This is a genomic window from Acinetobacter sp. 12966 (assembly GCF_031196995.1).
GTDB classification, from domain to species: domain Bacteria; phylum Pseudomonadota; class Gammaproteobacteria; order Pseudomonadales; family Moraxellaceae; genus Acinetobacter; species Acinetobacter geminorum.
This window is the reverse complement of the sequence record NZ_JAVIMC010000023.1, coordinates 82,564-107,263: the sequence shown is the minus strand read 5'-3', so window position 1 is coordinate 107,263 and position 24,700 is coordinate 82,564. Positions and strand designations below refer to the sequence as shown.

Below are 24,700 nucleotides of genomic sequence, written 5' to 3'. Positions count from 1 at the left end.
TTTGCTTTTGAAAAATGAATATTATGCTTTCCATTCTAGGTGTATAGCTCAGTTGGTTAGAGCGCTACGTTGACATCGTAGAGGTCTCCAGTTCGAGTCTGGATATACCTACCAAGATTTAAAGTCATATAAACTCGAATAGCTTTACATGACTTAAAAGGCCCTAAACTATAATGATTTAGGGCTTTTTTTTATTGGTTTTATAAATTCATATTTTATATTAATAGCCAAATTTAGGAATATAAATAACTGTAAATATATAATTTAAAAATTAATTTTTTAAATATTTAGTGATTATTTAATTAAAATTGCACCCATAAAGGGTGGAGGATAATAAGTGCGTTATTTTAGTGCAATGTTGATAAATATATAATGACTAAAAATAAATTAATGTGACATATAATTGAAACAATTTTCAAAAATAATATATATGTTTAAATATTATTTTATATTTAAATAAATTGAACTTATTAGCTTTTTTAAGAAAAATGAGGAAAATTTATGAATTATAATGACTTGCAAATAACAGCAAAAAAAGTTGCGCAAAATGAATGCCTTCTTAATTGGTCTAGTAATAGTAATGAATATAGTTATAAACAATACAATATTCTTGTTAATAATCTTAGACATTGGCTAGGGCCTACAGCTTATCGTCTTGATTTGGGCTGTAATATATTAAAAGCAAAAAATGAGCAAGATAATAATTTAGATGATAATATTCTAAAAATTATTGAAGCTTTCGAATTAAATATTGCAGAGGAAAAGGGATTGGATGATGGCCAATCCCATGCTTATCTTTTTACTAAATCTATAAATTCTTATAGTCAAGTTGTATATAAAAAAGAACTAAAATATGGTAAAGGTTTGCAGAAAACAATGATCTTAAAAGATGAGTCTGAAAAACTTTTTAATAGTGATCTTTATATTATGTTAGGTGCTGCTCTTGCTCAGGAAATTCATGCTTTACCTCAATTAGAACTACTTGTTAAAGGTGCAGAGCAAAATAAAAGTTTATTTTCAGACGAAAAATGGGTAGATGTTTCATATTTTTATGATATTCATTTAGATGGAACTGAAGCTCGGCATGCCGAAGATTTGAATAGAACAATATGGTCAATAATTGATACTGATTCCAAAAAAGAAAAATTCATGATTGGCTTTAATAAGTTTCTTGAACTTCTCGATGAATTTTGGAGTAGTTTATACTTAGAGGTTAAGAATGCAAAATATTAGTTATGTGTTTATTAGTATATTAGGTGGATTAATTGTCCCTCTACAACTGGCAATAGTAAATGCCTTTAGAAATACGAGTGGAGCAACCCAAATACAATCTACCTTTTATCTTTATATAGGTGGAGCTATTGCTTCTCTTATCATTGCATTATTAATAGATGGCGGTATTAAACCCCCATCTTATCAAAATGCCAGTTGGTGGATGTGGATGTCTGGTTTTTTAGGTTCGCTTTACATACTTTGTATGTTTATCGCAGCACCAAAAATAGGAGCAACGAGTACTCTTCTTTGGGTTTTTTTAGGACAAATGCTTTTTGCAACAATTATTGATAGCACTGGTTTACTTGGAGTGCAAATACGAAAGTTAGATGGTTTAAAGCTATTAGGGTTAGGTTTCATTTTAATTGGTGGACTTATTATGCTTTATAATGAATATCGAAAAATATCAAACTAAAAGCCGCTTTCGCGGTTTTTTATTAGTTTATATAAACCCATATAGCCATCTCATGGCTTTAGCTTTAATAATAAAGAGTAGGAGCTAATATCCACAGACACATTCGTCTAAAGCTTCACCTTTATAAACCCCACTTAAACAATAACTATCTCATTATTTATCCTTACTTTTTAATGATCTAATTTAAAACAAATGTCATTTTGTGTGCTTGACTGCTAAAGAGCAGGGCACTATTCTTTGCCTGCTGGCCACATTGCCAGCCGGCTTTGACAGGCTGAATATTATCTCCCGCATCAGAGTTATTTCTTCTGAGGAATAGTCTTGTGTGGTAGCTACTCGTCCCTTTCCCGTAGCGGTAGGGTGATCTGACCCCATAAAGTTGGACAGTTAATTAAGCAGTTTTTATAAACTGATTTCTATATTGTACAGGGGATAATCCTTGTAGCTTCACTTTGATTCTCTCATGATTATAATAATGAATGTACTCTCGTATAGTATTCTCTAATTCATCAATTGATTGAAATTTTTCACCATGAAAGCACTCGGATTTTAATATACCAAAGAAGCTTTCTATTACAGCATTATCCAAACAATCTCCCTTACGAGACATACTTTGAATTAAACCATGTTGCTTTAATTGCTGTTGGTAATGAGCCATTTGATATTGCCAACCTTGATCTGAGTGAAGTATTGGTTTTTCATGTCGCTTGAGTTTAGCCAAAGCATGAATGAGCATATCTTTCACTAACTCATAATTGAGTTTACGTTGGATTCGGAAGGTAATAATTTCCCCATTAAATAAATCTATAATTGGAGATAGATAAAGTTTTTCACCTTTTAAATTAAATTCCGTTACGTCAGTTGCCCATTTTTGATTTGGGCGATTTGCTTTAAATTGTCGTTGTAAAACGTTATCAGCTATTGTTCCTACACAGCCACTTTTATATGAACGATATTTCAATGCTCTGATACGTGATTTGAGCCCCATCGTTTTCATAAGGCGATATACACACTTGTGGTTAATCATTATTCCTATACGTTTCAGGGCAAGAGTAATTCTACGATAGCCGTAACATCCTTTATGTGTATGATATATAGACTTAATCTGCTGTTTGAGCTCAGTATATTTATCATCAGCACGTAAAGCTTTCATGTGATAGAAATAAGTACTACGAGCGATCTTGGCAATATTAAGTAGTAGCTTTAATGGATAAGTTTGCCTTAATTCCGAAATAACTTGAACACTATCCGCAGTAGAAATTGAATTTAAGTACGTTGCTTCAGTTTTAAGGCTTTTAGCTTTTTTAAAAAGGCAACCTCTGCACGTAAAGCAGTCACTTCATCAATGAGCTCCTGCTGAGATTTATCTTTATCATCTTTTACAGGCTTGGCTATTTTAGTTTTATCTTGTTTAACCATATTGTTATAAATCCTCGTGGTACTAAACCCAGCAATCCCTTCTTTATGATACTGAGCTAGCCACCTTCTTAAAATTGACGTCCCGCTCAGATTTAACCGTCTTCTAACTTCTCTTACAGGTACCTTATCAAGAAGCATTTGTACAGCCATGATTTTAAATTCGGAAGAGTAGTAGGTTTTTTTAGTTTTAATATTTAAGCCATCTTCACCTTGTGCCTTATAATTTTCAATCCATAGCCGGACTGTTTGAAGATCTACATTAAATTCTTGTGAAAGTATTTTATATCCTTTACTTCCATCTAAATAAGCTTGAATGACTTTTAATTTTAACTCTTTTGAATGCTTTGGAACTGGCATAGGGCACACCTCATAAGTTTAAAAAGTCTAACTTATGGGGTGCAGTTCAGGACGGGAGAGGGACACCTTCGGGTGTGCTAGTTTGAGATAATACTAGTCTGTCAACCTTCTTCCGTTCTGCCACCATAATTCTATAAATGTCTGGCAGAACTCCCAATAAAAAGGAGTTGGCTTTGCACATTCATAATTTCTTGGCAGCCTTTGCCAAAAGCTATAACGACACAACTTAAAAATTTAAAGCAGCTTGATGACCTTTAGGTTTTCAGGCTTTAAGTCATTACGGCTCAAAAAACTTGCATCAACAATAAAACTTGAGATGTGCCAAGCACAGTCTTTATGGCTTTGCTATGCCTTTTTTCTCCCAAAAAGTATCTCGTTTATATACAAAAAATTTATTTTAAAGCGGTAAAACTATGCCAAATTTAGTTCTCTCAACACGTGCGATCCAAATTATTAATACATCGATTCATTTGTTTCACCATCACGGATTTCACATAGTGGGCATCGACCGAATCGTGAAAAAGTCTCACACTCCAAAAGCAACTTTTTATAACTACTTTCATTCTAAAGAGCGATTTATTGAAATCTGTTTGATCGTGCAAAAAGAGAGGCTAAAAGAAAAAGTAGTTTCAATGGTTGAGTACGATCAAAGTACAAACGGGAAGGATACACTTAAGAAACTTTATTTCTTACATAGCGATGTAGAAGGGCCGTACTATTTATTATTTAAAGCAATTTTTGAAACGAAACTGACCTATCCAAAAGCCTATATCACCGCAGTGAGATATAGAACGTGGCTCATCAATGAAATTTATAGCCAACTTAGAACACTTAAAAACGATGCAACTTTTCAGGATGCCAAATTATTTTTATATATGATCGAAGGTGCAATTATTCAGCTTTTAAGCTCGGATGAGACAACCGAGCGAGAAAAGGTGTTGGATTGTTTTTTGCGGGGTTGGTTTAATGCAAGTGCTTAAATCAATGAATTCCAATGTATAAAACAATCCTATTTATAACTATTAATAATTGACCTAATGACTTCTTGTACATCCAAAATCGCTTTGTCTTTTAGCGATGTTTTTCGACATGAAAGTACCATTGGATAGGTTGGTATCGAAATTGGACATTTTGTATAAATTAGGGCAGGTATAATTTCGGAAATTTTTCTTGCAGCGTGGGTGGGAAGGGTACAAACCGTTCCTTTTCTTTTTAATAACCATGGAATAGCAGCAAAGTGAGAAGTAGAGGCAAAAATCCGTCTGGTCTTATTTAATTTCGTTAAATGTTCGTCAACAATCCCGATTTGACCCGTATTTGAAATCAGTAAATGTTCAAAACTTAAAAACTTATCTAAGGTTAGTTCAACCGCATCTTCAGGATGAGTCACCAAACAAGAATAATCACCTAAAACCATTAATTCTCGGTACAAAGAATGGTAATAGATTCCGCCAGAGGTTACTCCAATATCAACATTATGCTTTACCAGCATTTCAGCAATGATATGTGTATAGGTCTGTTTAATTACGATTCTGTAGTGGGGAAATTTTAATTTAACCTGTTCGATAATTTCTTGTGCAAATGCAATTTCAAAATCATCAGACATACCAATCGTGATAATTCTTTGCTGTAGGTTATTGTGATTATTGGGTAGTGACAACAATGTTTCCCTAAAAATACTTAAAGCATTGCTGACTAATGGTTTCAAAGCATGCGCTTTAGTAGTGGGTGCAAGACCTCGACCAGTCCGTTGAAAAAGTGGATCTTGATAAATATCCCTAAGACGTCGTAAAGATGCACTGACCGCAGACTGAGTAATTCCTAAACGTTCCGCTGCACGCGAAGCATTCTGCTCTTCATATAGGATTTCAAAGCACTTCAAAAGATTTAAGTCGATTTGTTCGATATTAATTTCATTCATATCTGATAGTGCCTAAATCCTATTCCTTAAAGATGGTGATTATATAACAATGAATTCAGACGTAATGAACGGAACTTGTATGGAAAGTAATAGATAAGGTTCTTATTTACGTGATGCTTTATCAAAATATATCAATTTTTTGATCAAAAGTTATTGATATCATTGTTGATTTTTAACCTGGTCTAGCAAGTAGGATTGATCAGGTTTATTTGGGAAAATATGATTAAGGACTGATTCTATGACAGATTATCTTTTAAATCTAGCTTTTCGATGAGTTAAACACGCTAGACAATTGAACCCCCCGTTAAATTTAAATCTAAACACATATGAATGTTGTTTATAGGGGATTCGTTTGCCAAAAAATGCAGGGATGTGTTCAAGCACAAGCATTTTAAAGTTTCGATATAGGAATTCGACATGTTAAAAAAACTACATGTGCAGGTAATTATTGCAATTATTGCTGCCATTATTTTGGGTTTGGTCTCCCCCGAATGGGCAAAGGCAATGAAGCCATTAGGTCAAGCATTTATTGCTTTACTCAAAATGCTTTTGGCTCCTTTGATCTTTCTCACTTTGGTTCATGGTTTAACTCATATTAAAGATATGAAAAAGCTGGGCCGTTTGGGTATTAAATCACTTATTTATTTTGAAGTACTAACAACTGTAGCAATGCTCATTGGCTTTGTATTTGTCAACGTGTTGCAGCCCGGTTTAGGTCTACATGCAACCGACCTAGCCGAACCTGATGCAGCAAAAGGTTCTGCAACTCTTTCAGCGGTTGATTTCTTCTTAAATATGATTCCACATACCATCGTAGATGCTTTTGCGACTGGCAATGTACTACAAGTATTGGTGGTTTCAATTTTAGCGGGTATGGCTATTAATTTATGTTGTGGCCCGGATTCTGTGATCGTTAAAGGAATTGATGAAGCACAAACCATCTTGTTCAAGATGCTGGGCTTTATTATGAAACTTGCTCCGCTCGGTGCATTTGGCGCAATGTCGGCTGCAATTGGTAGTTATGGCGGTGAAACACTCATTTATTTAATGAAATTAATTGGTGTTTTCTATGCAGCATGCTTCTTCTTTATGGTGTTTGTCCTTGGTGCAGTGACATGGATTATTGGCCTACCTTTTCTCACCATTTTAAAAGTGATTCGCGACGAAATACTTTTGGTGTTCGGTACAGCATCGGGTGAAGTTGCCTTCCCAAAACTGATTGAAAAGCTCAAAAAAACGGGTTGTGACGAGGCTGTTGTCGGGTTCGTATTGCCTACAGGTTACAGCTTTAATTTAGATGGCACAGCTTTATATATGGCAATTGCGGTGGGCTTTATTGCACAAGCAACTGACACACCTTTGAGCTTAATCGACCAGTTGGTTTTATTAGCAATCTTAAGCTTTACCTCGAAAGGTGGAACTACTGTCGCTGGCGGCGCCTTTATTAAGTTGGCGGCGACCTTACAGTCTGTAAAAACTTTACCACTCGGTGGTTTGGGGCTGTTGTTTGGTGTTGACCGGATTATGGCAACCATCATGGCAATTACCAACATTATTGGCAACACACTTGCGGTCTATGCAGTCGCTCGTTGGGAAAATGCTTTCGATGCTGATGCCTTTGAAAAACAAACAGGTAAGAGACCTAAGCGTAGTTTGCTACGGGCTAAAGATTCTTTGGTAGAGACGCCATTAGCTTCTGATTCAAATCACTCAAGTCAAGTTTTAGATAAATCTCATTAATTATCTCAACTTCTTTATATCGAGAATAGACATGCGTTTAAAAGCGATAGACCCAGAACATTTAACTGCTGAACAACAAGTTGTATTCGATGCAATTGCAAGCGGTCCACGTAAAGGGGTGCGAGGTCCTTTAGCGATCTGGTTGCACCATCCGAAGTTAGCCAATTTGGCACAAAGTCTTGGTCAATATTGTCGCTATGACAGTTGCTTGGAACCACGTTTGAGTGAGTTAGCCATCTTACTGATGGGTAGACACTGGCTCGCTGAATATGAATGGGCTGCTCATAAACCATATGCAATTGAGGCTGGCCTAAGTACAGACGTTATTGAAGCCATTCGTTTAGGTGAGCAACCCGTATTTATTCATAAGGACGAACAATTAATTTATCAGTTTATTTGTGAACTTCACGAGACCAAAAGGGTTGCTGATCAGACTTATCAAGAAATAGAGCAACTACTTGGGATAGATACATTAATCGATTTAGTCGCGATTGCAGGCTATTACACCCTTATTTCTATGACGATTAATGTTTTCGAAGTTCCACCCCCAGCAGGTGTAACTCCTGAATTACCCACCCCAGAAGCAGGAATTTAATATGTTTGATGAAATTAATCCTCAAGGACGTTTGAAAGATAAAGTTGCAATCATTACGGGTGCCGGTTGTGTTGGTCCAGGTTGGGGAAATGGTCGTGCAGCGGCAGTACTTTTTGCAAAAGCAGGGGCAAAAATTTTTGCTGTAGATCGTTCGATTGATGCAATGCAAGAGACTTTAAATCGTATTCAAAACTTCGGTGGTGAAGTGACACCTTTTGCATGTGATGTGACTGACAGTGAGTCAGTTCAAACCATGGTTGAAGCCTGTGTAGAGAAATATGGTCGTGTCGATATTTTAGTGAATAACGTAGGTGGTTCTGCTGCTGGTGGAGCTGTTGCGTTATCAGAAGAAGCTTGGAACAAACAACTCGACTTAAATTTAAAAAGCGTATTTTTAACTTGTAAGCACACCATTCCATATATGGAGCAACAAGGCGGTGGTTCGATTGTAAATACGGCTTCAACTTCTGGAATCCGTTTTACAGGCGCTCCGCAAGTTGCCTATGCCGCAAGTAAAGCCGCGATTATTCAATTATCAAAAGTGACTGCTGTCGAATATGCCCCTAAAGGAATACGCGTAAACACTGTCTTGCCTGGTCAATTACATACCCCGATGGTTGAGGTTCGTTTAGCAGGGCAACGTACTGGCGGTGATGTCGATCAATTGCTTGAAAGTCGTTTAAAACGAATTCCCGCAGGCTTTATGGGAGATGGGCGTGATACAGCTTTTGCTGCGCTGTTTCTTGCAAGTGATGAAGCGCGTTTTGTTACTGGAACAGAAATTGTGGTCGATGGCGGAATGACTGCACGTTGTGATTAAGGTGAATTCTGAGTAACTCCAAATATGTGAGGTACATGGAATATTTGTTGAACCTAATAAGATTTGTTTAGGAAGTACTATGTCATTTAATTTGCCAAAAGGTTCATGGGATTGCCATTTTCATATATACGGGCCTTTTGATCGCTTTCCGTTACCTGAAGATGCTGCATATCATCCTGAACCAGCAACATTTAAGCAGTTGCTTGAATTACACAAAAGTTTAGGAATTGAACACGGTGTTTTTGTTCAAGCTGTTGCCTATGGTTCAGATAACTTCATCATTTTAGATGCGATTGAACAAAGTAACTTTAATTATCGAGGAGTTGCTTTAGTAGATCACGATATTACAGATGAACAACTTGTTGAATTAAAGCACGGCGGAATTTGTGGCATTCGCTTTAACATGATGGGGCATTTGCCTGGAAGCCGTGATCCGCAAGCATTACGTGGTTTGGTTGAACGAGTTGCAAAGCTCGGATTTCATATTCAGATACATGGAAAAATTGAGGATATCTTCCCAGCGATTGAAGCTTGGCAAGACATAGATGTCGATATTGTGATTGATCATATGGCACGACCTAATTTGCTTGATTCACAAGATGCAGAAAATACTTTTATCAAGTTGCAACAAGTCATGATGAATCCGAAGCGTTGGCTAAAAATTTCCGGAATTGACCGTGCAATGAATGGACAGCCTGCCAGCACTTGGGAGGCTTCACTGAATTGGGTTCAGAAGTTAATCAAACTTGCACCAAACCGAGTGGTGTGGGGAACAGATTGGCCTCATCCAAATGTAAAAGGTGAGGTTCCTCATGATGATGAGCTTTTAAAGTTTGCATTAAAAGCACTCGATACGCCTGAATTAATACAAGCCGTATTTGTCGATAATCCACGAAATTTATATTTCAGAGAAAATTAATGTTTTAAAACCAATGAAGTATTCATTGACTGAATACTTCTTTACTTAAAAGGAAGTTAAAAATGAGTTTAAAAAAACTAGTCTCAGGAATGGGCTTATCAATTGCTATGGTCGTGCCAGCACATGCAGCGCAATTAAATGTTATTGCATCTGGTTCTTTTCATGGTGCGATGGATACTCTTATTCCAATGTATGAAAAATTAACTGGAAATACGGTTCATATCGAATGGGGGCCATCTGCCGGAAAGTCTCCTGAATCATTACCAATGCGAATTAAAAACAATGAAAAAATGGACTTGGCTATCATTTTGGATGATGCACTTAAATCTAATGAATTAAGTCAAAATTTTGACTTATCTAGTCGTACTGAATTAGCAAATTCAAAAATTGGTTTGGCTGTGAGTAAAGGTACTAAAGTACCACCATTAAAAAATGAAGCAGACTTAAAGGCAGCCTTATTATCAGCCCAAAAAGTTGCCTACTCTCAAGGTTCAAGTGGTGTCTATATCCGCTCAACATTATTCAAAAGATTGAATATTGAACAGGAAATGCAAACAAAAGGTCTTGAGGTTCCAGGTAAAAAACTGGTCGGAGAAGTGTTAGCAGAACATCAGGCTGATGTGGGAATGCAACAGATTAGTGAGCTTAAGCATACTAAAGGGATTACCTTTGTTGCACCTTTACCTGAAAGTTTGCAATACGTTAGTAAGTTTTCATCAGTGATTTCTAAAAAAGCTGAACATCCTGAAATCGCAGCTCAATTTGTACAATTTTTAAAATCTAAACAAGCAGCAAGTATTTTGACCAACAGTGGTTTGGAACCAATTGGCAAGTGAGGAATCACTATGAAGAAATACTTAACTGCAATTTTATCGACATCATTGAGCCTCATGGGATGCTCAAGTCTTGATAAGGTTGAATCTAATATGGATCAAGCAAATTTAATTTCAAATTTCTCTGTTCATAAAAAGCAGATCCAACAAGGTGATGTCTCAATTGAGTTCTATGTACAAGGGAAGGGCCCCGTAATTGTATTACTGCCTTCGTTAAGCCGTGGCGCTAGAGATTTTGATGTTGTTGCAGATTATCTTGCAAAATCAGGCTTTAAGGTAATACGTCCTGAACCTAGAGGCATCAATGGCAGTACAGGGCCTTTAGAGAATTTAACTCTGCACGATTTTGCTGCTGATGTTGCTTTAGTTTTGGATGCTGAAAAAACTGGTCCAGTGGTAGTCGTTGGACATGCCTGGGGAAGTCAGCCTGCACGTATGCTTGCTGCTGATCGACCAGATCTGGTTCGCGGTATTGTCATGGCCGCTGCTTCAGCAGGTAAGTTACCTAAAGATTCAACTGAAAAACCGTATGGGCGTTTACGTGATGCAATTGATAACGCAGGGAATTATAAGCTTCCTCAAGAACAACGTATCACATATCTAAAGCAAGCTTTCTTCGCACCTATGAATGATCCACATGTGTGGTTAAACGGTTGGTATGAAAAAAACCATGCTGCTGAAGCTCATGCACGAATTGTAACGCCAATTGATGAGTATTTTTCGGGTGGGAAAACGGTTCCAATCCTTGATTTACAAGGAGAGTACGATGCCGTTGTCGTCAAAAATGTAATGAAAGAGTATTTACCTGAACGAGTTGTTGAACAGGTCATCAAAAACGCAGGTCATGCGATGGTACCAGAACAACCAGAAGCGATGGCAAATGCGATAGCCAAATTTTCCAAACAAGTATATTCAGCCAATTAGTTGACTTAAATCTGCTTATTTAATTTTTAAACCACAATCATCTAAAACATGGAGTTGATTAAGATGAATAAAACCTTAGCTATTTTATCTACAGCAATATTATTAGCCACAGCAACGGTTACGGAAGCAAAACAAACAAACGTTTCACCAGCAACGCATACGGCAGCTGCCTCTAAGGTAAGCAATGTGCCTTATGAGATGGTAAAGTATGGTGATGTCTCTATTCAAGCTTATGTACAAGGTAAGGGGCCAACCATTGTGATTATGTCGTCACTAGGACGTTCTGTACGTGACTATGATGTAGTTGCACAAGATTTAGTTAAACAAGGCTTTAGAGTGATTCGACCTGAAGTTCGTGGAATTGGTTTAAGCCGTGGTCCAATGGAAAAACTGCATATTCAAGATTATGGAAATGATGTTGCAGCAGTGATCGAACATTTTAAAGCTGGTCCTGCAATTGTAGTTGGCCATGCATGGGGCAATTTCCCAACCCGCATGGTCGCAACACAGCGTCCAGATTTGGTTAAAGGTGTGGTGTTGGCAGGTGCTTCCGCAGGTAAAGTGCCAGAGGGATATAAAGGTAAACCAATTAGTCCTGAAATTCGTGAAGCGATTGATAATGCTGGAAATGAAGAGCTTCCAGAAGCTAAGCGTATTGAATATTTAAAACGTGCATTCTTTGCACCAATGAATGATCCGCGCGTATGGCTAACTGGTTGGCACCACGAAGCACACGATGCACAAGGTTATGCGCGTAATAACACTCCTGTAGATGACTATTTTGCTGCTGGCAAAGCACCAATTTTAGATATTCAACCAGAATATGACACAGTCGCGCCTAAACCTTTAAGAGGTGTTTTAAAAGGTGCCTTAGGTGATCGAGTGACGATAGTCGAAATTAAAAATGCAGGTCATGCATTAGTTCCAGAGCAACCGAAAGCTTTAGCGGATGCCATTGGTAAATTTGCTAAACAACAATTCGCGAAAAAATCATAGTTGTTCCTTAAAGAAACGGACGTTCAGGAACGTTCGTTTCTAATCGATTTTGTGCATTACGGTTTTAAGAGACTTTTCCATATGATTGACAAAAGTAAGTCCACACTTAGCGAGGTTCTATCGCAGATTAAAGATGGCGCGACCATTCTGATTGGTGGTTTCGGTACCGCAGGACAACCCGCTGAACTCATTGATGGTCTTATTGAACTCGGTGTTAAAGGCCTGACTATTGTCAGTAACAATGCCGGTAATGGCGATTACGGTCTGGCTAAGCTACTTAAGGCTGGTTCAGTTAAAAAAGTCATCTGTTCTTTCCCACGTCAGTCAGATTCTTATGTGTTTGATGAGCTGTACCGTGCCGGAAAGGTCGAGCTTGAAGTGGTACCACAAGGTAATCTGGCATGTCGTATTCAGGCAGCTGGTATGGGCCTAGGCGCTGTGTTTACCCCAACAGGCTTTGGAACACTTTTAGCTGAAGGTAAAGAGACCCGTGAGATTGCTGGTAAAGATTACGTACTTGAGTATCCAATCAAGGCTGACTTTGCTTTGATTAAAGCTTACAAGGGCGACCGCTGGGGCAATCTGGTTTACCGTAAATCTGCACGTAATTTTGGCCCGATTATGGCGATGGCTGCTGATGTCACCATTGCTCAGGTTTCTGAAGTGGTAGAGCTAGGTGGATTAGACCCTGAGCACATCATCACCCCGGGTATTTTTGTACAGCATGTTGTACAAGTACAGCCCGCACAGTAAGCAATAAGGAGAAATAACATGAGCTACCAGAAACTCAGCCGTGACCAGATTGCACAACGTGTGGCACAAGATATTCCAGATGGTGCCTATGTGAACTTGGGTATTGGCCTACCGACCAAGATCGCGAGCTACTTACCTAACGATAAAGATATTTTTCTTCATTCTGAAAATGGTTTATTGGCTTTTGGCCCACCGCCAGCTGCTGGTGAAGAAGATCCTGAACTGATTAATGCGGGTAAAGAGTTTGTGACCATGCTTGAAGGCGGCAGCTTTTTCCACCATGGCGACTCATTTGCAATGATGCGTGGTGGTCACCTTGATATTGCTGTACTTGGCGCATTTCAGGTTGCAGCGAATGGTGACTTGGCCAACTGGCACACGGGAGCACCGGATGCGATTCCTGCGGTTGGTGGTGCGATGGATTTGGCGGTTGGGGCCAAGAAAGTATTTATCACCACAGACCATGTGACCAAACAAGGTGAGCCGAAGATTGTGGCTGAGCTAACTTATCCAGTGACGGGTAAAAAATGTGTTGACCGTATTTACACCGACCTGTGTGTGATTGACGTGACTCAAGATGGTTTAAAGGTAATTGAGAAAGTGGAAGGTCTTAGCTTTGATGAGCTACAGGCTTTAACAGGTGCAACTTTGATTGATGCGACTCAAGGGTAAGTTTAAACAGCATAGCCAATGCTACTACCGTCATTGCCTGTAAATGATAGTGGTCTTCGAAAGCCCTTTGTATAGGCAACACCTTATTTTTTAAGGATAAAAATTAACAAAAATCCTTTGTTACTCAGACACAACATCCCTGTTGTGCTGAGCAACGAGGCGACATCCATGTCGCCACCGCGAAACACTGAATGGAACTCATTGAATACGGTTCTTGCTTATTAATTTGGATTTTACCGTAATTCGCTATTGTGACAGGCGACATGGATGTCGCCCGTTGGACAGGGAGGCATGGAAGCCTCCTCTGTTCAACAAAGGTTTTTGGTTACTTTTTTAAAAAAGTGACAAGAATTAGCTATTGGCATTTGCCTCAACACGATAAGACTCTGTCATGACTACTTTTAACTTAGTAACCATGATGATCGCCAGCAAAATCTGGAAAAGTCTAACAATGTGGCAATGACAGCAACAGATTTCAAAATGGAAATGTAAGAATGAAAAATGCTTATATCATCGATGCCATCCGTACTCCATTCGGCCGTTATGCCGGTGGCCTTGCACCTGTCCGTGCCGATGACCTTGGCGCTGTGCCGATTAAAGCACTCATGCAGCGTAACCCGAATGTAGATTGGGAACAGGTCGATGATGTGATCTATGGCTGTGCCAACCAAGCCGGTGAAGATAACCGTAATGTTGGTCGTATGTCAGCACTGCTTGCAGGTTTACCATATCAAGTACCAGCAACCACCATTAACCGTTTGTGCGGTTCTTCACTCGATGCCATTGCCATTGCTGCCCGTGCCATTAAAGCAGGTGAAGCGAATTTGGTGATTGCTGGGGGTGTAGAAAGCATGAGCCGCGCACCCTATGTGATGGGTAAGTCTGACAGTGCTTTTGGCCGTAGCCAGAAGATTGAAGACACCACCATGGGATGGCGTTTCATTAACCCTAAACTTAAAGAATTGTATGGTGTAGATACCATGCCCCAGACTGCCGAAAACGTGGCTGAACAGTTTAACGTCAATCGTGCAGATCAGGACCAGTTTGCCTTGGTGAGCCAACAACGCACCGCAAGCGCGCAAGCCAAAGGCTTTTTTTCTAAAGAAATCGTGGCAGTTGAAATCCCTCAGCGTAAGGGTGATGCTGTTGTGATTGATACCGATGAACATCCACGTACATCAACTACCCTTGAAGCTTTAAGCAAACTTAAACCTGTAGTTAAAGCAGAGGGTACGGTCACTGCGGGGAATGCTTCAGGCATTAATGATGGTGCAGCAGCTCTACTAATTGCTTCTGATGAGGCAGTTCAAGCTTACAACTTAAAACCACGTGCCAAGATCATTGCCTCAACAGCAGTGGGTGTAGAACCACGTATTATGGGTTTTGCTCCGGCACCAGCGATTAAGAAATTACTTAAACAAGCCAACCTGACTTTAGATCAGATGGATGTAATTGAGCTGAATGAAGCTTTTGCTGCACAAGCTTTGGCCGTGACCCGTGATTTAGGTTTGCCAGATGATAGCAACAAGGTAAATCCAAATGGTGGTGCCATCGCTTTAGGTCATCCACTGGGTGCATCAGGTGCACGCCTCGTGACGACAGCCCTAAACCAGCTTGAACAAACAGGTGGCCGTTATGCTTTGTGTTCAATGTGTATTGGTGTAGGCCAAGGCATTACTTTGATTATTGAACGTGTTATTTAAAAGGAAAGAACTAATGCTATTTTACGTACGAAAAGATGTGATTTTACCTAGCCATTTAACTGAGCAGGAAATTGAAGATATTAAAGCAAGAGAACGTGCTTATTCTCAAGAAATTCAAAGACAAGGTAAATGTCGTCATTTATGGAGAATAACAGGGCAATATGCAAACATTAGTATTTTTGATGTTGAAAGCAATGAAGAGCTACATAATTTATTACAAGGTTTACCACTTTATCCTTACATGAAGATTGAAGTGATCCCTTTAAATAGACATCCATCTTCAGTGAGAGAAGGTGATTTTTAATAATTGAATTAAATAGTTGTTTATATAGGATCCATGTGTAACTTCAAGAATCTGTAACCTTTTTACTTTTTTTAAAGGTTACATTCTTAAAGCCTTAGTACATAAGGCTGTAACCTCTTAAATTTAGTTATTTCTTAAATTAAAGTGAGAAAATAGATATTGATATAAAGCTAAAGTAAAGATAGTAGGAATATTTGTTGTCTCATGGCTTGTATTATTATTGTTCTTTTATTTATTAAACATGCACTTATATAGTTACAAATAGGATCCTATAAATTTACTAATGGATTTCTACTTCAAAAAAACTCTTATACTCCAAAAACTTCCTACCTTTATAAATTCCACTTTAAAAATAACTTAGTCACTATTTATCCATATTTTATTAAAGCCTTCTTTGAAATAAAACAGCTTTATCCGAGAGCCTATGGCATGGCAGTTGAATATCGCAAATGGCTGCTTCGAGAACTCTTTGATCTGGTATTGAGTTTGGAAACCAACGCACTAAAACCCAGTGCCAATATGGTTTTAAACCTGATAGATGGATTGATGCTACAGACTTTAAGCTCAAAAAGTCTGGCTGAAAGAGATATGGTGTTAGAGTTGTTTTGGGGAAGAAACTGCTAAAGCAGCAACATAAAAAAAGAGTAAGCGAAATGCGTACTCTTTTCTTATGCACATCATAAATTCTTTATATCGCAATGTATAAAAATAGACCGCAAATAGCCGCAGCTAAAATGACATACATCACTTTTACTTCAAAGTGAAATAAGGCAATGAATGCTGCAATTGCAATGAATGCTGCCTCATAGTTAAAAGGATGGTTAAAGCCCTGTGGCCATAAAACATGGTAACTAAAGAACAGTGCCAAATTTAAAATCACACCAACTACGGCAGCAGTAATTGCAGTTAATGGCGCAGTAAACTTAAGCTCGTTATGTGTTGATTCGATGACAGGTGCACCTGCCAAAATAAATACAAATGAGAATAGAAAGGTAAACCAAGTAACAATAGTCGCGCCGATTGCACCCGCTAAAAACAAGTGTTCTGAACCTAATAAGGCATGGTTAAAGCCACCAAGAAAACCGACAAAAGCAACCACCATAATTAACGGGCCTGGTGTACTTTCACCAAGTGCTAAACCATCAATCATTTGTGTTGGACTTAACCATCCATAATAGTTCACAGCACCTTGATAGACATAGGGCAGTACTGCATATGCACCCCCAAAGGTAAGTAAAGCTGCTTTCGTAAAGAACCATGCCATTTGGGTATATGAATGATCCCAACCGAAATAAAGGCCGAGCCCAAGCACGGGAATAAACCACAGCAGCGCTGCGATCATCAGAATTTTAGTGAGATGTGACCATCTGAATTTTGCATGTTCGGGCGTTGGAGTGTCGTCATCAATTAAAGCAGCACCATAATCATTTTGGCTTTTGTTGTGCCCAGCATTGTTAGAAAATAACTCAGGATACTTCTTACTTGTAAAATAACCCGTGAGTCCTGCTGCCAAAACAATAAGTGGAAAGGGTAGATTTAAAACAAAGATGGCAAGGAAAGCGATAGCAGCAATTAACCACAAAAATTTATTCTTGAGTGATCGACTGCCAATTCTATACGTTGCATGAAAAACAATAGCGACTACAGCAGGTTTAACTCCATAAAACAGGCCAGCAATAACCGGAATATCACCGAATTTCACGTAGACCCATGATAGTGCGATTAAGATAAACAGCGAGGGAAGAACAAATAAAACACCCGCAACTATACCTCCAGCAGTACGGTGCATAAGCCAGCCAATATAAGTTGCTAACTGCTGTGCTTCCGGTCCAGGCAAGAGCATGCAATAGTTAAGTGCATGTAAAAAACGTTTTTCTGAAATCCAGCGCTTTTGTTCAACCAGTTCTTGATGCATAACAGCGATTTGTCCTGCTGGGCCCCCAAAGCTGATAAATCCTAATTTGAGCCAAAATAGGAATGCACGCCAAAAACTTACAGCTTCAACTGGCGAGTCCAGTGAATTTTCTTTTTCTTGTATCATGAACATTCTCTTTTTAAGTCGGCATATACGCCATCAAAGATATAATTGGTCAATTCGAATAATGTGGCTTCTGCTTGAAAGAATAAGCTGAACCTTGCTTGGAGAATACATCCTGCACGATAGCTTCGAATTTTTCAGAATGGCTCATGGGTAGTAGATAGACGCCATCACGAGCAGTTGAGTATATAACAATAATTGTTTAACTGATGTTAATCATTACTATAGCTTTTTTATATACTTATAAGAAAAAAGCTATCTACGGTGAGATAGCTTTGTATGACTCAAAATGCTCTAAGTTTGAAAATGTTGCGTCAATGAGTCTAAGAAAAGCTGAACCTTTTTTGGAATTTTTGAGCCATAAGGGGTGGTTGCATAAAAATGAAGTTCTAGTGAAAAGATGTCTTGTGAGCAATTAATAATAACGCCATCATCTTCATATTTTTTTGCTAAGAAATCGGGAATAAATAAAATACCTTTGTTTTTCCTACATAGCTCCAAAAGGATTTCTATATTATTGCAGATTAACTGAGGAGCTGAGTTAATAATTTTATTCTGTAGGTCTGATCTTGAATATAAGTATATATTATGTTTTCTTAAATCTTCTATACTTTTAGGTTTTCCATATTTTTTTAAAAATGCAGGAGTCGCATAGAAGTTTCTTTTATAGCGGTTTAGAGTGAAAGTATTTACGTCTGTAATTTCTTCTTCAAATTTTAAAATAATATCAAATTTATGTTCATTGATATCTACTGAATTTTCTGAAAATAGTAGATCAATTTCTATGTGCGGATATTGAATTAAAAAATTAGAAATAATATCTGAAAAGCATGTTTGAATAAAAACATGAGGGGCGCTAATTTTTAATATGCCCTCAGGATATTTTTGATCATATATGAAGTCATTCGCAGCTAAGTCTAATTCTTTAACAATGACTTTACAACGCTGATAAAACTTTTCCCCTGAACGAGTCAGGTCCATCTTTCTGGTATTACGTATAAATAACGATGTACTAAATAGACTTTCTAAATAAAAAATTCTTTTAGACACTTGATCTCGAGTAATACCTAAATTTCTAGAGGCATTACTGAAATTTCCACTTTCAACGACGCTAATGAAAGTATGAATACAGTCTAGTTTATCCATTAATTTTTGAAAGGCTAAGTTGGCGAGTCGCTAAACTATATTATGATTTTTTACTTAATCAATCATTGTATCTTTTGGGGATACAGTTTGTATTTAAATAGGTGTCTAGTAGTTTACGTTTATTTTTGATTTTATATATATCATCTTTAGTTTTGATTTATCTGGTGATTAATAAAACTATATAAATGATTGCTTTAAGATTAAAAATATTTTATCTAATGTTCGAAAGATAATTTAAATATTGGTTTTTATATTAAATAGATAATTTTTATTAATACTAGATTGGATGTTTTTTAAATATCGGAAATATGGAATATCAATGAGGTACACAAATGAGTTACTTGATTAATAATAATCCAGTCTGGGTAAAAAAGATTTTATCAATTTATGGCTTACTTCCACTGTTACGAGTTGCCTTAGTTTCAGCTTACTTAGTCGGTGGAATTAATAAATTAATCGGATTTCACATGGCTGTTGAGGAACAGGCAAGTTTTGGTTTGCAACCTGCTTGGCTCTGGGCTGCTACAGCTATTTTTATTGAAATTGTTGGTTCACTGCTTGTTATTTTTAATCGTTTTGTCTGGCTAGGGGCTGGAGCTTTAGGTTGTTTAACAGCAATAGCGATGCTTGTAGCTAACGATTTTTGGAATCATACAGGCCCAGCATTTTTTAGTACGTTTAATAGTTTCTTCGAACATCTTGGCCTCATCGCTGGTCTGGTTATGGTCACCATCCTTTCTAATCAACAATCAAACTAACAATAAGTTCAAGCATCTAATTCTAATAGGAGTCTTTTATGCGTAAATCATTATCAGCCTTGCTTCTAGGCACAATGCTAGTAGGCACAAATGTTGCCATTGTTCCGCAAGTTTTCGCCAAAACAACAACAAGTGTCAAAAGTGAAGCACCTGGTGTAGCTCCTCAATACGATACAACGCATGTATATGTTAACCCTGAAGATTTTGATAAATTTACTGATAGCTTGGTGGCAACATTTGGGGGCACCAAATCTAAACAGGGTGTTTTTCAGGTGACCCCAACACCAAGCCAGACCATTTCCCAGCTTGTATTGACTCCAGTAGGAACACTGTCTGTATTTGGTTTTAAAACTCCAATTCCACATCCTTTTGGCTTGGAACGAACTGGCTATTTAGTTAAAGATATGGACGCGGCCGTACAGTCAGCTAAGGCAAACGGTGCAGATGTGATTGTTGATGCATTTCCTGACCCAATCGGGCGTGATGCGGTCATCCAGTGGCCGGGCGGTGTGAATATGCAGCTGTATTGGCACACGACTAAACCAAGCTATAACAAGTTAGAAACGGTTCCAGAAAATCGTATTTATATTTCAAAACAAAGTGCAGATTCTTTCGTTAAAAAGTTCGTCAATTTCTCGCATGGTAAAGTGGTTTCAGATAATCCAAAGGCAGCTGGTGTAGAGATTGGGCGCCCAAATGAAACGTATAGACGTATTCGCGTTGAATCTGATTTCGGCAAAATGACAGTGTTGGTCACCGATGGCCATCTTCCATATCCATATGGGCATGATATGACGGGTTATGAAGTTAAAAATCTAGCTGAAACTTTAGATAAAGCGACAAAAGCGGGTGCGACAGTCTTGGTGAATGCCTATAAGTCAGATGGCCGTGAAGCAGCGATGGTACAGTTCCCAGGTGGTTATATTGCCGAAATTCATGCGGCCCTAAAATAATTTATGCACTTAATGATTGATATAACAACGCTCATATTGCTTAGGGGCAATGTGAGTGTAAAAGACCAAGTCTCTGCAATGACCGATTATTACCGTGGATAACAATATGGCCCAGCATATTTCTAATGATAGAAAATCTCGAATTAAATGCTCAGAAACTTATCTTAAAATCATTAAAATGAGTGCATTGCTAACGGGTAGCCTATTTCTCTATGAGTTTGCTCATGCGGAACAAGAAGTTTCAAATACAAATGTCTGCCCAGCGCGTCCAAAAATCTCAAACAATCGTTGGCAAGAAAATTGGGATGTTTTAAAAAATCCGTGTGTCCCAAAGAAAATAGGAGACGACTTCAAATATATACCTTTTGGCAATAATAATTATTTGTCATTGGGGGCAAATATTCGTGAGCGTTTTGAAGTCAATAATAATGCGAGATTTGGCAGTGGAAATAATCAAGCCGATCGCTATTTAATTCAAAGATTACAAGTTCATGCCGATGCTCGTATTGGCGATCATTTACAATTATTTACTCAGCTTAGTGATGCACGTGCATTTGATAAAAAGAATATTAGTAGTACCGATCAGAATAGACTCGATGTAGAGCAAGCCTTCATTGCGTGGGTGAGTCCATTCAATAATGGAACTTTTAAGTTTAGAGTAGGCCGTCAAGAGATGGCTTTTGACTTACAGCGCTTTATTTCGAATCGAGAAGGACCGAATGTTAGGCAAGCCTTTGATGGTATTTGGTCGGGTTATGAATATGGCGATTGGAGAGTTTTAGGCTATCTCACCAGACCTGTTCAGATTGAAAAAGATTCAACTTTTAATGACCATTCGAAACGAAATTTAAGTTTTAGCGGTTTTCGTGTCGATAAACAAAATGTGTGGGGCGGTGAGTTATCTGGTTATTACTCGCGTTATGAACGAGATAATGCATCTTTTACAAGTGTTAAGGGTAATGAAATTCGAGACTTATATGATGTTCGTCATATGGGCAAAAAGAATAATATTGATTGGGATATTGAGGGGATGCTTCAACATGGAAGGATTGGAGCACAATCTATTCAGGCATGGGGACTTAGTAGCATTACTGGGTACACCTTTGCTGAGCAAGCTTGGTCGCCGCGTTTAGGTGTCCAGTTTGATATTGCCACAGGCGATAAAAGTGCCAACGATAATGAACTCAATACATTTAACCAGCTCTTTGCCAACGGCTCATACTTTACTTTGGCGGGTTATAGTGGTTACAGCAATATTATTCATATAAAACCATCTCTGACACTTAAACCTTCCGATAAACTCACCCTGTTAAGTGCCCTAGGTTTTCAATGGCGTGAAACTACCAATGATGCGGTTTATTTCCAAGGTAATAACAGCATGGCAAACACAGCAGGACAAGGCTCAAGCTGGACAGGAGCATATATTCAACTAAGAGCAGATCAAAAGATAAATTCTAATTTGTCTGTGGCTGCCGAAGCGGTTCACTTTGAAGTTGGTGATACGATTAAGCGAGCAGGAGGCAAAGACTCAAATTATCTAGGTCTTGAACTTAAGTATGGCTGGTAAATCGAGAAGAGAAAAATATGAGCACAGATTTGAAGCAAACTAAAATTGGACATTATCAAAATCTAGACATTGAGCTCGTGACTTGGGATTGCACCACGGCCAAGGTTGAACTTTCCTGTGCTTGTATCTTTGAACATGAAATAAATAACGGTTCTTTTTCGGGCGGTTTGGCACATTTAGATGACGCTCTAAATGGAAGACTAAATGAAATACGGAAAAATAACTGGTTCAGCGCAAAACTGAATGATGCTCTTTTAATAAATCAAACGCCATCCACCATACAAGCTTCTAAAGTTTTATTGATAGGAATGGGTGCACCAGAAGATTTTACGTTAGAGCGAATCGAGACTGCGATAAAAACTGCTGTAAAAACAGCCCATCAATTGGAACTCAAAAGTGTAGCGTTTGCTCCTAGTATTTTAGATACGGGCCTTAATCCTCCCTCTGGTTTAAATGAACTCATGCTAAGAAGTTTAAAAGAAGAATTAGACCGACATACACAACTTTATTTGCAAAATTTAGTCAAAAAGTCTGAAATTGAAAGGTGGATATTTGATTCAGGTTTTCAAAATTATGAGGTTAAGGCTGAACAATATATAGTGTCTTTTGCCAAAATTTTTCTTCAAGATTAATACACGTTTAAAAAATAAAGTTGTTTTAGCAGAAGATTCAGATTTAATGTCTATCTATGAGGCTTCAAACCAATCATAGATAGACTTAAGACTTTTATTAAGCTGATAAAAACTTTGCGTATTTAGAAATATCGACATTCCCACCACTAATAATGATGCCTATACGTTTGCCTTTTAACTCATGTTTTAAGTTACGGGCAGCAGCAAATCCTAGACATCCTGTTGGTTCGACAACCATTTTCATTCTCTCAGCAAAGAACTTCATAGAAGTCACGAGTTCTTCGTCTGTTACAGTCAAAATGTCATCTACATTCTTTTGAATAATAGGAAAAGTTAGTTTGCCTAAATATTGAGTTTGAGCACCGTCGGCAATCGTTTGGGGCGTATCAATATGAACAATTTCTCCTTTTCTAAAGGACATTTGCCCATCATTTCCTAGGGCAGGTTCAACACCATATATTTTACAGTTAGGAGAGAGTTGACGGGCAGATAAGGCAGAGCCAGCCAATAAGCCACCGCCACCTAAACATACAAAGAGGTAATCCAACTCACCAACTTCTTCAAATAGCTCTTTTGCAGCCGTTCCTTGACCTGCAATCACATGCGGATGGTCATAAGATGGAATTAATGTAAGACCATTTTTTTCGGCAATTTCTTTTCCAATTTGCTCCCGATCTTCTGTATAACGGTCAAATTCAACAATATTACCGCCGTATTCACGTGTCGCTGCCATTTTTGCTGCAGGAGCATCTTGGGGCATGATGATAGTTGCTGGAATGCCAAGAATTTTTGAAGAAAGCGCAATCGCTTGTGCATGATTTCCCGAAGAGAAAGCAACCACACCAGCTTTTTTTTGAGCCTCATTAAATTGTAAAAGTGCATTCATTGCACCACGAAATTTGAAAGCACCAACACGCTGAAAATTTTCACATTTAAAGAATACTTCTGCTTCAAATTCATCATTAACAGTACGTGAAGTTAAAACAGGAGTTTTATTTACTAAGCCTTTTATACGTTCAGCAGCGGCTGCGACATCTTCATAAGTTGGAAGGGTTAAATCTTTCATAATTAAACCTAATTCTATTCAATGTTTTCGGATGCAAGATTTCGTATTGCTTAATGAATACACAAAATATTTATCTTGTTTAGATAAAATATATACACTTAGATAAAATGTCTAATTTTATTTTCTAATTTGATAACAGTGGAATATAAGATTATGATTTAAATTAAGTTTAAAATTAGATAAAAAGTCTAAATTACTATTGGCATACTTTACGTTAGGGTTTGAAATAGTAAGTAAGTCATGAGGAGGAAATACATTGGGCAATCGTGATAAACATTTACTCACCCAACTAGATACTATTGCGAAGGGGCTAAGTGAAACACTATCTCCGTTTTGCGAAGTTGTGGTCCATGATTTAACAAATCCTGAGCATGCGATACTCTCAATACACAATAATTTATCTGGTCGAAAAATTGGAGATCCAGCAACTGAGTTAGGGCTTGCTAGAATCATGTCTCCAGAATTTCCAAACCTTATTTCAAACTATGCAAACCAGTTTGCGGATGGACGTCCTGCAAAAAGTACTTCTATTGGCATTAAAGATGAAGAGGGTCAGTATGTGGCCGCGTTATGCATGAATATTGATTTAACCCTATTTAGAGGAATGCAAAGCGCTTTAGAACATTTTACTAAAATTGAAACTGATAACATTATTGAGAATTTAGAGCCGAATGGTACTGAAGCAATTCGAAGATATATTGATCAATTTGCATCAAAACATGCAACTACACCGCGTATGTTAAAACTTAATGAGAGAAAACAATTAATCCACGAATTAAAGAATAATGGCTTATTAGACATTAAAAAGGCTGTGGAGACGGTTGCACAACATTTGGGTATATCCAGAGCGAGTGCCTATTTGTATGTAAAGGAAACTTAAAAGTTTAATCTTATCTA

General features: G+C 37.9%; 24 protein-coding genes, 1 tRNA gene and 2 pseudogenes. 21 read left to right on the top strand and 6 right to left on the bottom strand.

Going from position 1 to position 24,700, the window contains the following annotated elements; translation table 11 throughout:
• Window positions 1-37 precede the first annotated feature (37 nt).
• From RFW85_RS04080 to RFW85_RS04070, 3 genes are all read left to right on the top strand, one after another.
• Window positions 38-114, top strand: a tRNA-Val gene (locus RFW85_RS04080).
• A 387-nt stretch (window positions 115-501) separates the two neighbouring features.
• Window positions 502-1,233 (top strand): DUF3865 domain-containing protein, encoded by a 732-nt coding sequence (locus RFW85_RS04075; RefSeq protein ID WP_170249435.1) that lies wholly within the window; start codon window positions 502-504, stop codon window positions 1,231-1,233.
• The gene (locus RFW85_RS04070; RefSeq protein WP_062849977.1) at window positions 1,220-1,687 is read left to right on the top strand and encodes a DMT family transporter; all 468 of its coding nucleotides are present in this window, start codon (window positions 1,220-1,222) and stop codon (window positions 1,685-1,687) included. The genes RFW85_RS04075 and RFW85_RS04070 overlap by 14 nt, the downstream gene beginning before the upstream one ends.
• Before the next feature lie 391 nt (window positions 1,688-2,078).
• Here the strand turns inward: RFW85_RS04070 and RFW85_RS20035 are convergent.
• Window positions 2,079-3,463 (bottom strand): IS3 family transposase gene (locus RFW85_RS20035; protein WP_372551860.1). Its coding sequence is split into 2 segments (ribosomal slippage): window positions 2,079-2,995 and window positions 2,995-3,463, totalling 1,386 coding nucleotides; the frame shifts between segments, so codons are not numbered across the junction.
• Between the two features lie 413 nt (window positions 3,464-3,876).
• Here RFW85_RS20035 and RFW85_RS04055 point away from each other — a divergent pair.
• A complete protein-coding gene (locus RFW85_RS04055) occupies window positions 3,877-4,443 on the top strand; it encodes a TetR/AcrR family transcriptional regulator (RefSeq protein ID WP_170249767.1) in 567 nt (188 codons plus the stop codon).
• A gap of 29 nt (window positions 4,444-4,472) precedes the next feature.
• Here RFW85_RS04055 and RFW85_RS04050 read toward each other — a convergent pair whose 3' ends face one another.
• Entirely contained in the window at window positions 4,473-5,384 is a 912-nt protein-coding gene (locus RFW85_RS04050) for a LysR family transcriptional regulator (RefSeq protein ID WP_170249768.1), read from the bottom strand.
• 417 nt (window positions 5,385-5,801) lie between these two features.
• Between RFW85_RS04050 and RFW85_RS04045 the strand changes: the two genes are divergently transcribed.
• From RFW85_RS04045 to RFW85_RS03990, 12 genes and pseudogenes are all read left to right on the top strand, one after another.
• On the top strand, window positions 5,802-7,124 hold the full coding sequence (locus tag RFW85_RS04045) for a cation:dicarboxylate symporter family transporter (protein WP_170249769.1): 1,323 nt from the start codon (window positions 5,802-5,804) through the stop codon (window positions 7,122-7,124).
• Window positions 7,125-7,155: 31 nt separating this feature from the next.
• Complete coding sequence (locus tag RFW85_RS04040) at window positions 7,156-7,719, top strand: carboxymuconolactone decarboxylase family protein (RefSeq protein WP_170249770.1); 564 nt, start codon at window positions 7,156-7,158, stop codon at window positions 7,717-7,719.
• 1 nt (window position 7,720) lies between these two features.
• Window positions 7,721-8,539 (top strand): SDR family NAD(P)-dependent oxidoreductase, encoded by an 819-nt coding sequence (locus tag RFW85_RS04035; protein WP_170249771.1) that lies wholly within the window; start codon window positions 7,721-7,723, stop codon window positions 8,537-8,539.
• A gap of 79 nt (window positions 8,540-8,618) precedes the next feature.
• Window positions 8,619-9,458, top strand: a complete 840-nt coding sequence (locus RFW85_RS04030; RefSeq protein WP_170249772.1) for an amidohydrolase — start codon at window positions 8,619-8,621, stop codon at window positions 9,456-9,458.
• A gap of 62 nt (window positions 9,459-9,520) precedes the next feature.
• Window positions 9,521-10,294, top strand: a complete 774-nt coding sequence (locus RFW85_RS04025; protein WP_086264951.1) for a substrate-binding domain-containing protein — start codon at window positions 9,521-9,523, stop codon at window positions 10,292-10,294.
• 9 nt (window positions 10,295-10,303) lie between these two features.
• The gene (locus tag RFW85_RS04020; protein WP_235823114.1) at window positions 10,304-11,215 is read left to right on the top strand and encodes an alpha/beta fold hydrolase; all 912 of its coding nucleotides are present in this window, start codon (window positions 10,304-10,306) and stop codon (window positions 11,213-11,215) included.
• Window positions 11,216-11,278: 63 nt separating this feature from the next.
• Window positions 11,279-12,211 carry an alpha/beta fold hydrolase gene (locus tag RFW85_RS04015; protein WP_086264950.1) on the top strand — a complete coding sequence of 311 codons (933 nt, stop codon included), beginning with the start codon at window positions 11,279-11,281 and terminating at the stop codon, window positions 12,209-12,211.
• A gap of 81 nt (window positions 12,212-12,292) precedes the next feature.
• Window positions 12,293-12,964, top strand: coding sequence for a 3-oxoacid CoA-transferase subunit A (locus RFW85_RS04010; RefSeq protein ID WP_170249773.1), 672 nt, complete (start codon window positions 12,293-12,295; stop codon window positions 12,962-12,964).
• 18 nt (window positions 12,965-12,982) lie between these two features.
• Window positions 12,983-13,636 (top strand): 3-oxoacid CoA-transferase subunit B, encoded by a 654-nt coding sequence (locus tag RFW85_RS04005; RefSeq protein ID WP_170249774.1) that lies wholly within the window; start codon window positions 12,983-12,985, stop codon window positions 13,634-13,636.
• 494 nt (window positions 13,637-14,130) lie between these two features.
• Complete coding sequence (gene pcaF, locus RFW85_RS04000; RefSeq protein ID WP_170249775.1) at window positions 14,131-15,339, top strand: 3-oxoadipyl-CoA thiolase; 1,209 nt, start codon at window positions 14,131-14,133, stop codon at window positions 15,337-15,339.
• A gap of 13 nt (window positions 15,340-15,352) precedes the next feature.
• Window positions 15,353-15,643, top strand: a complete 291-nt coding sequence (gene catC, locus RFW85_RS03995; protein ID WP_086265785.1) for a muconolactone Delta-isomerase — start codon at window positions 15,353-15,355, stop codon at window positions 15,641-15,643.
• Between the two features lie 384 nt (window positions 15,644-16,027).
• Window positions 16,028-16,267: pseudogene (locus tag RFW85_RS03990) on the top strand (TetR family transcriptional regulator); the annotation flags it as partial.
• Between the two features lie 64 nt (window positions 16,268-16,331).
• Here RFW85_RS03990 and chrA read toward each other — a convergent pair.
• The 3 genes and pseudogenes from chrA to RFW85_RS03975 all read right to left on the bottom strand — a co-directional run bounded on the left by chrA (window position 16,332) and on the right by RFW85_RS03975 (window position 18,827).
• A complete protein-coding gene (chrA, locus tag RFW85_RS03985) occupies window positions 16,332-17,684 on the bottom strand; it encodes a chromate efflux transporter (RefSeq protein WP_170248718.1) in 1,353 nt (450 codons plus the stop codon).
• A gap of 76 nt (window positions 17,685-17,760) precedes the next feature.
• Window positions 17,761-17,856: pseudogene (locus RFW85_RS03980) on the bottom strand (chromate resistance protein); the annotation flags it as partial.
• Between the two features lie 119 nt (window positions 17,857-17,975).
• Window positions 17,976-18,827, bottom strand: coding sequence for a LysR family transcriptional regulator (locus RFW85_RS03975; RefSeq protein ID WP_309171162.1), 852 nt, complete (start codon window positions 18,825-18,827; stop codon window positions 17,976-17,978).
• Window positions 18,828-19,159: 332 nt separating this feature from the next.
• Between RFW85_RS03975 and RFW85_RS03970 the strand changes: the two genes are divergently transcribed.
• The 4 genes from RFW85_RS03970 (at window position 19,160) to RFW85_RS03955 (ending at window position 22,737) form a co-directional block, all read left to right on the top strand.
• Entirely contained in the window at window positions 19,160-19,585 is a 426-nt protein-coding gene (locus RFW85_RS03970; protein ID WP_086265788.1) for a DoxX family protein, read from the top strand.
• Window positions 19,586-19,623: 38 nt separating this feature from the next.
• Window positions 19,624-20,538, top strand: coding sequence for a glyoxalase (locus tag RFW85_RS03965; RefSeq protein WP_170248716.1), 915 nt, complete (start codon window positions 19,624-19,626; stop codon window positions 20,536-20,538).
• A 106-nt stretch (window positions 20,539-20,644) separates the two neighbouring features.
• The gene (locus tag RFW85_RS03960; protein WP_170248715.1) at window positions 20,645-22,105 is read left to right on the top strand and encodes an alginate export family protein; all 1,461 of its coding nucleotides are present in this window, start codon (window positions 20,645-20,647) and stop codon (window positions 22,103-22,105) included.
• Between the two features lie 17 nt (window positions 22,106-22,122).
• The gene (locus tag RFW85_RS03955; RefSeq protein ID WP_170248714.1) at window positions 22,123-22,737 is read left to right on the top strand and encodes a M17 family peptidase N-terminal domain-containing protein; all 615 of its coding nucleotides are present in this window, start codon (window positions 22,123-22,125) and stop codon (window positions 22,735-22,737) included.
• A gap of 97 nt (window positions 22,738-22,834) precedes the next feature.
• On the opposite strand, the gene RFW85_RS03950 is transcribed toward RFW85_RS03955, so the two are convergent.
• Complete coding sequence (locus RFW85_RS03950) at window positions 22,835-23,803, bottom strand: threo-3-hydroxy-L-aspartate ammonia-lyase (protein ID WP_170248713.1); 969 nt, start codon at window positions 23,801-23,803, stop codon at window positions 22,835-22,837.
• Between the two features lie 256 nt (window positions 23,804-24,059).
• Here RFW85_RS03950 and RFW85_RS03945 point away from each other — a divergent pair, with 256 nt between their 5' ends.
• A complete protein-coding gene (locus RFW85_RS03945; RefSeq protein ID WP_046812566.1) occupies window positions 24,060-24,683 on the top strand; it encodes a transcriptional regulator in 624 nt (207 codons plus the stop codon).
• The last annotated feature ends 17 nt before the right edge of the window (window positions 24,684-24,700 follow it).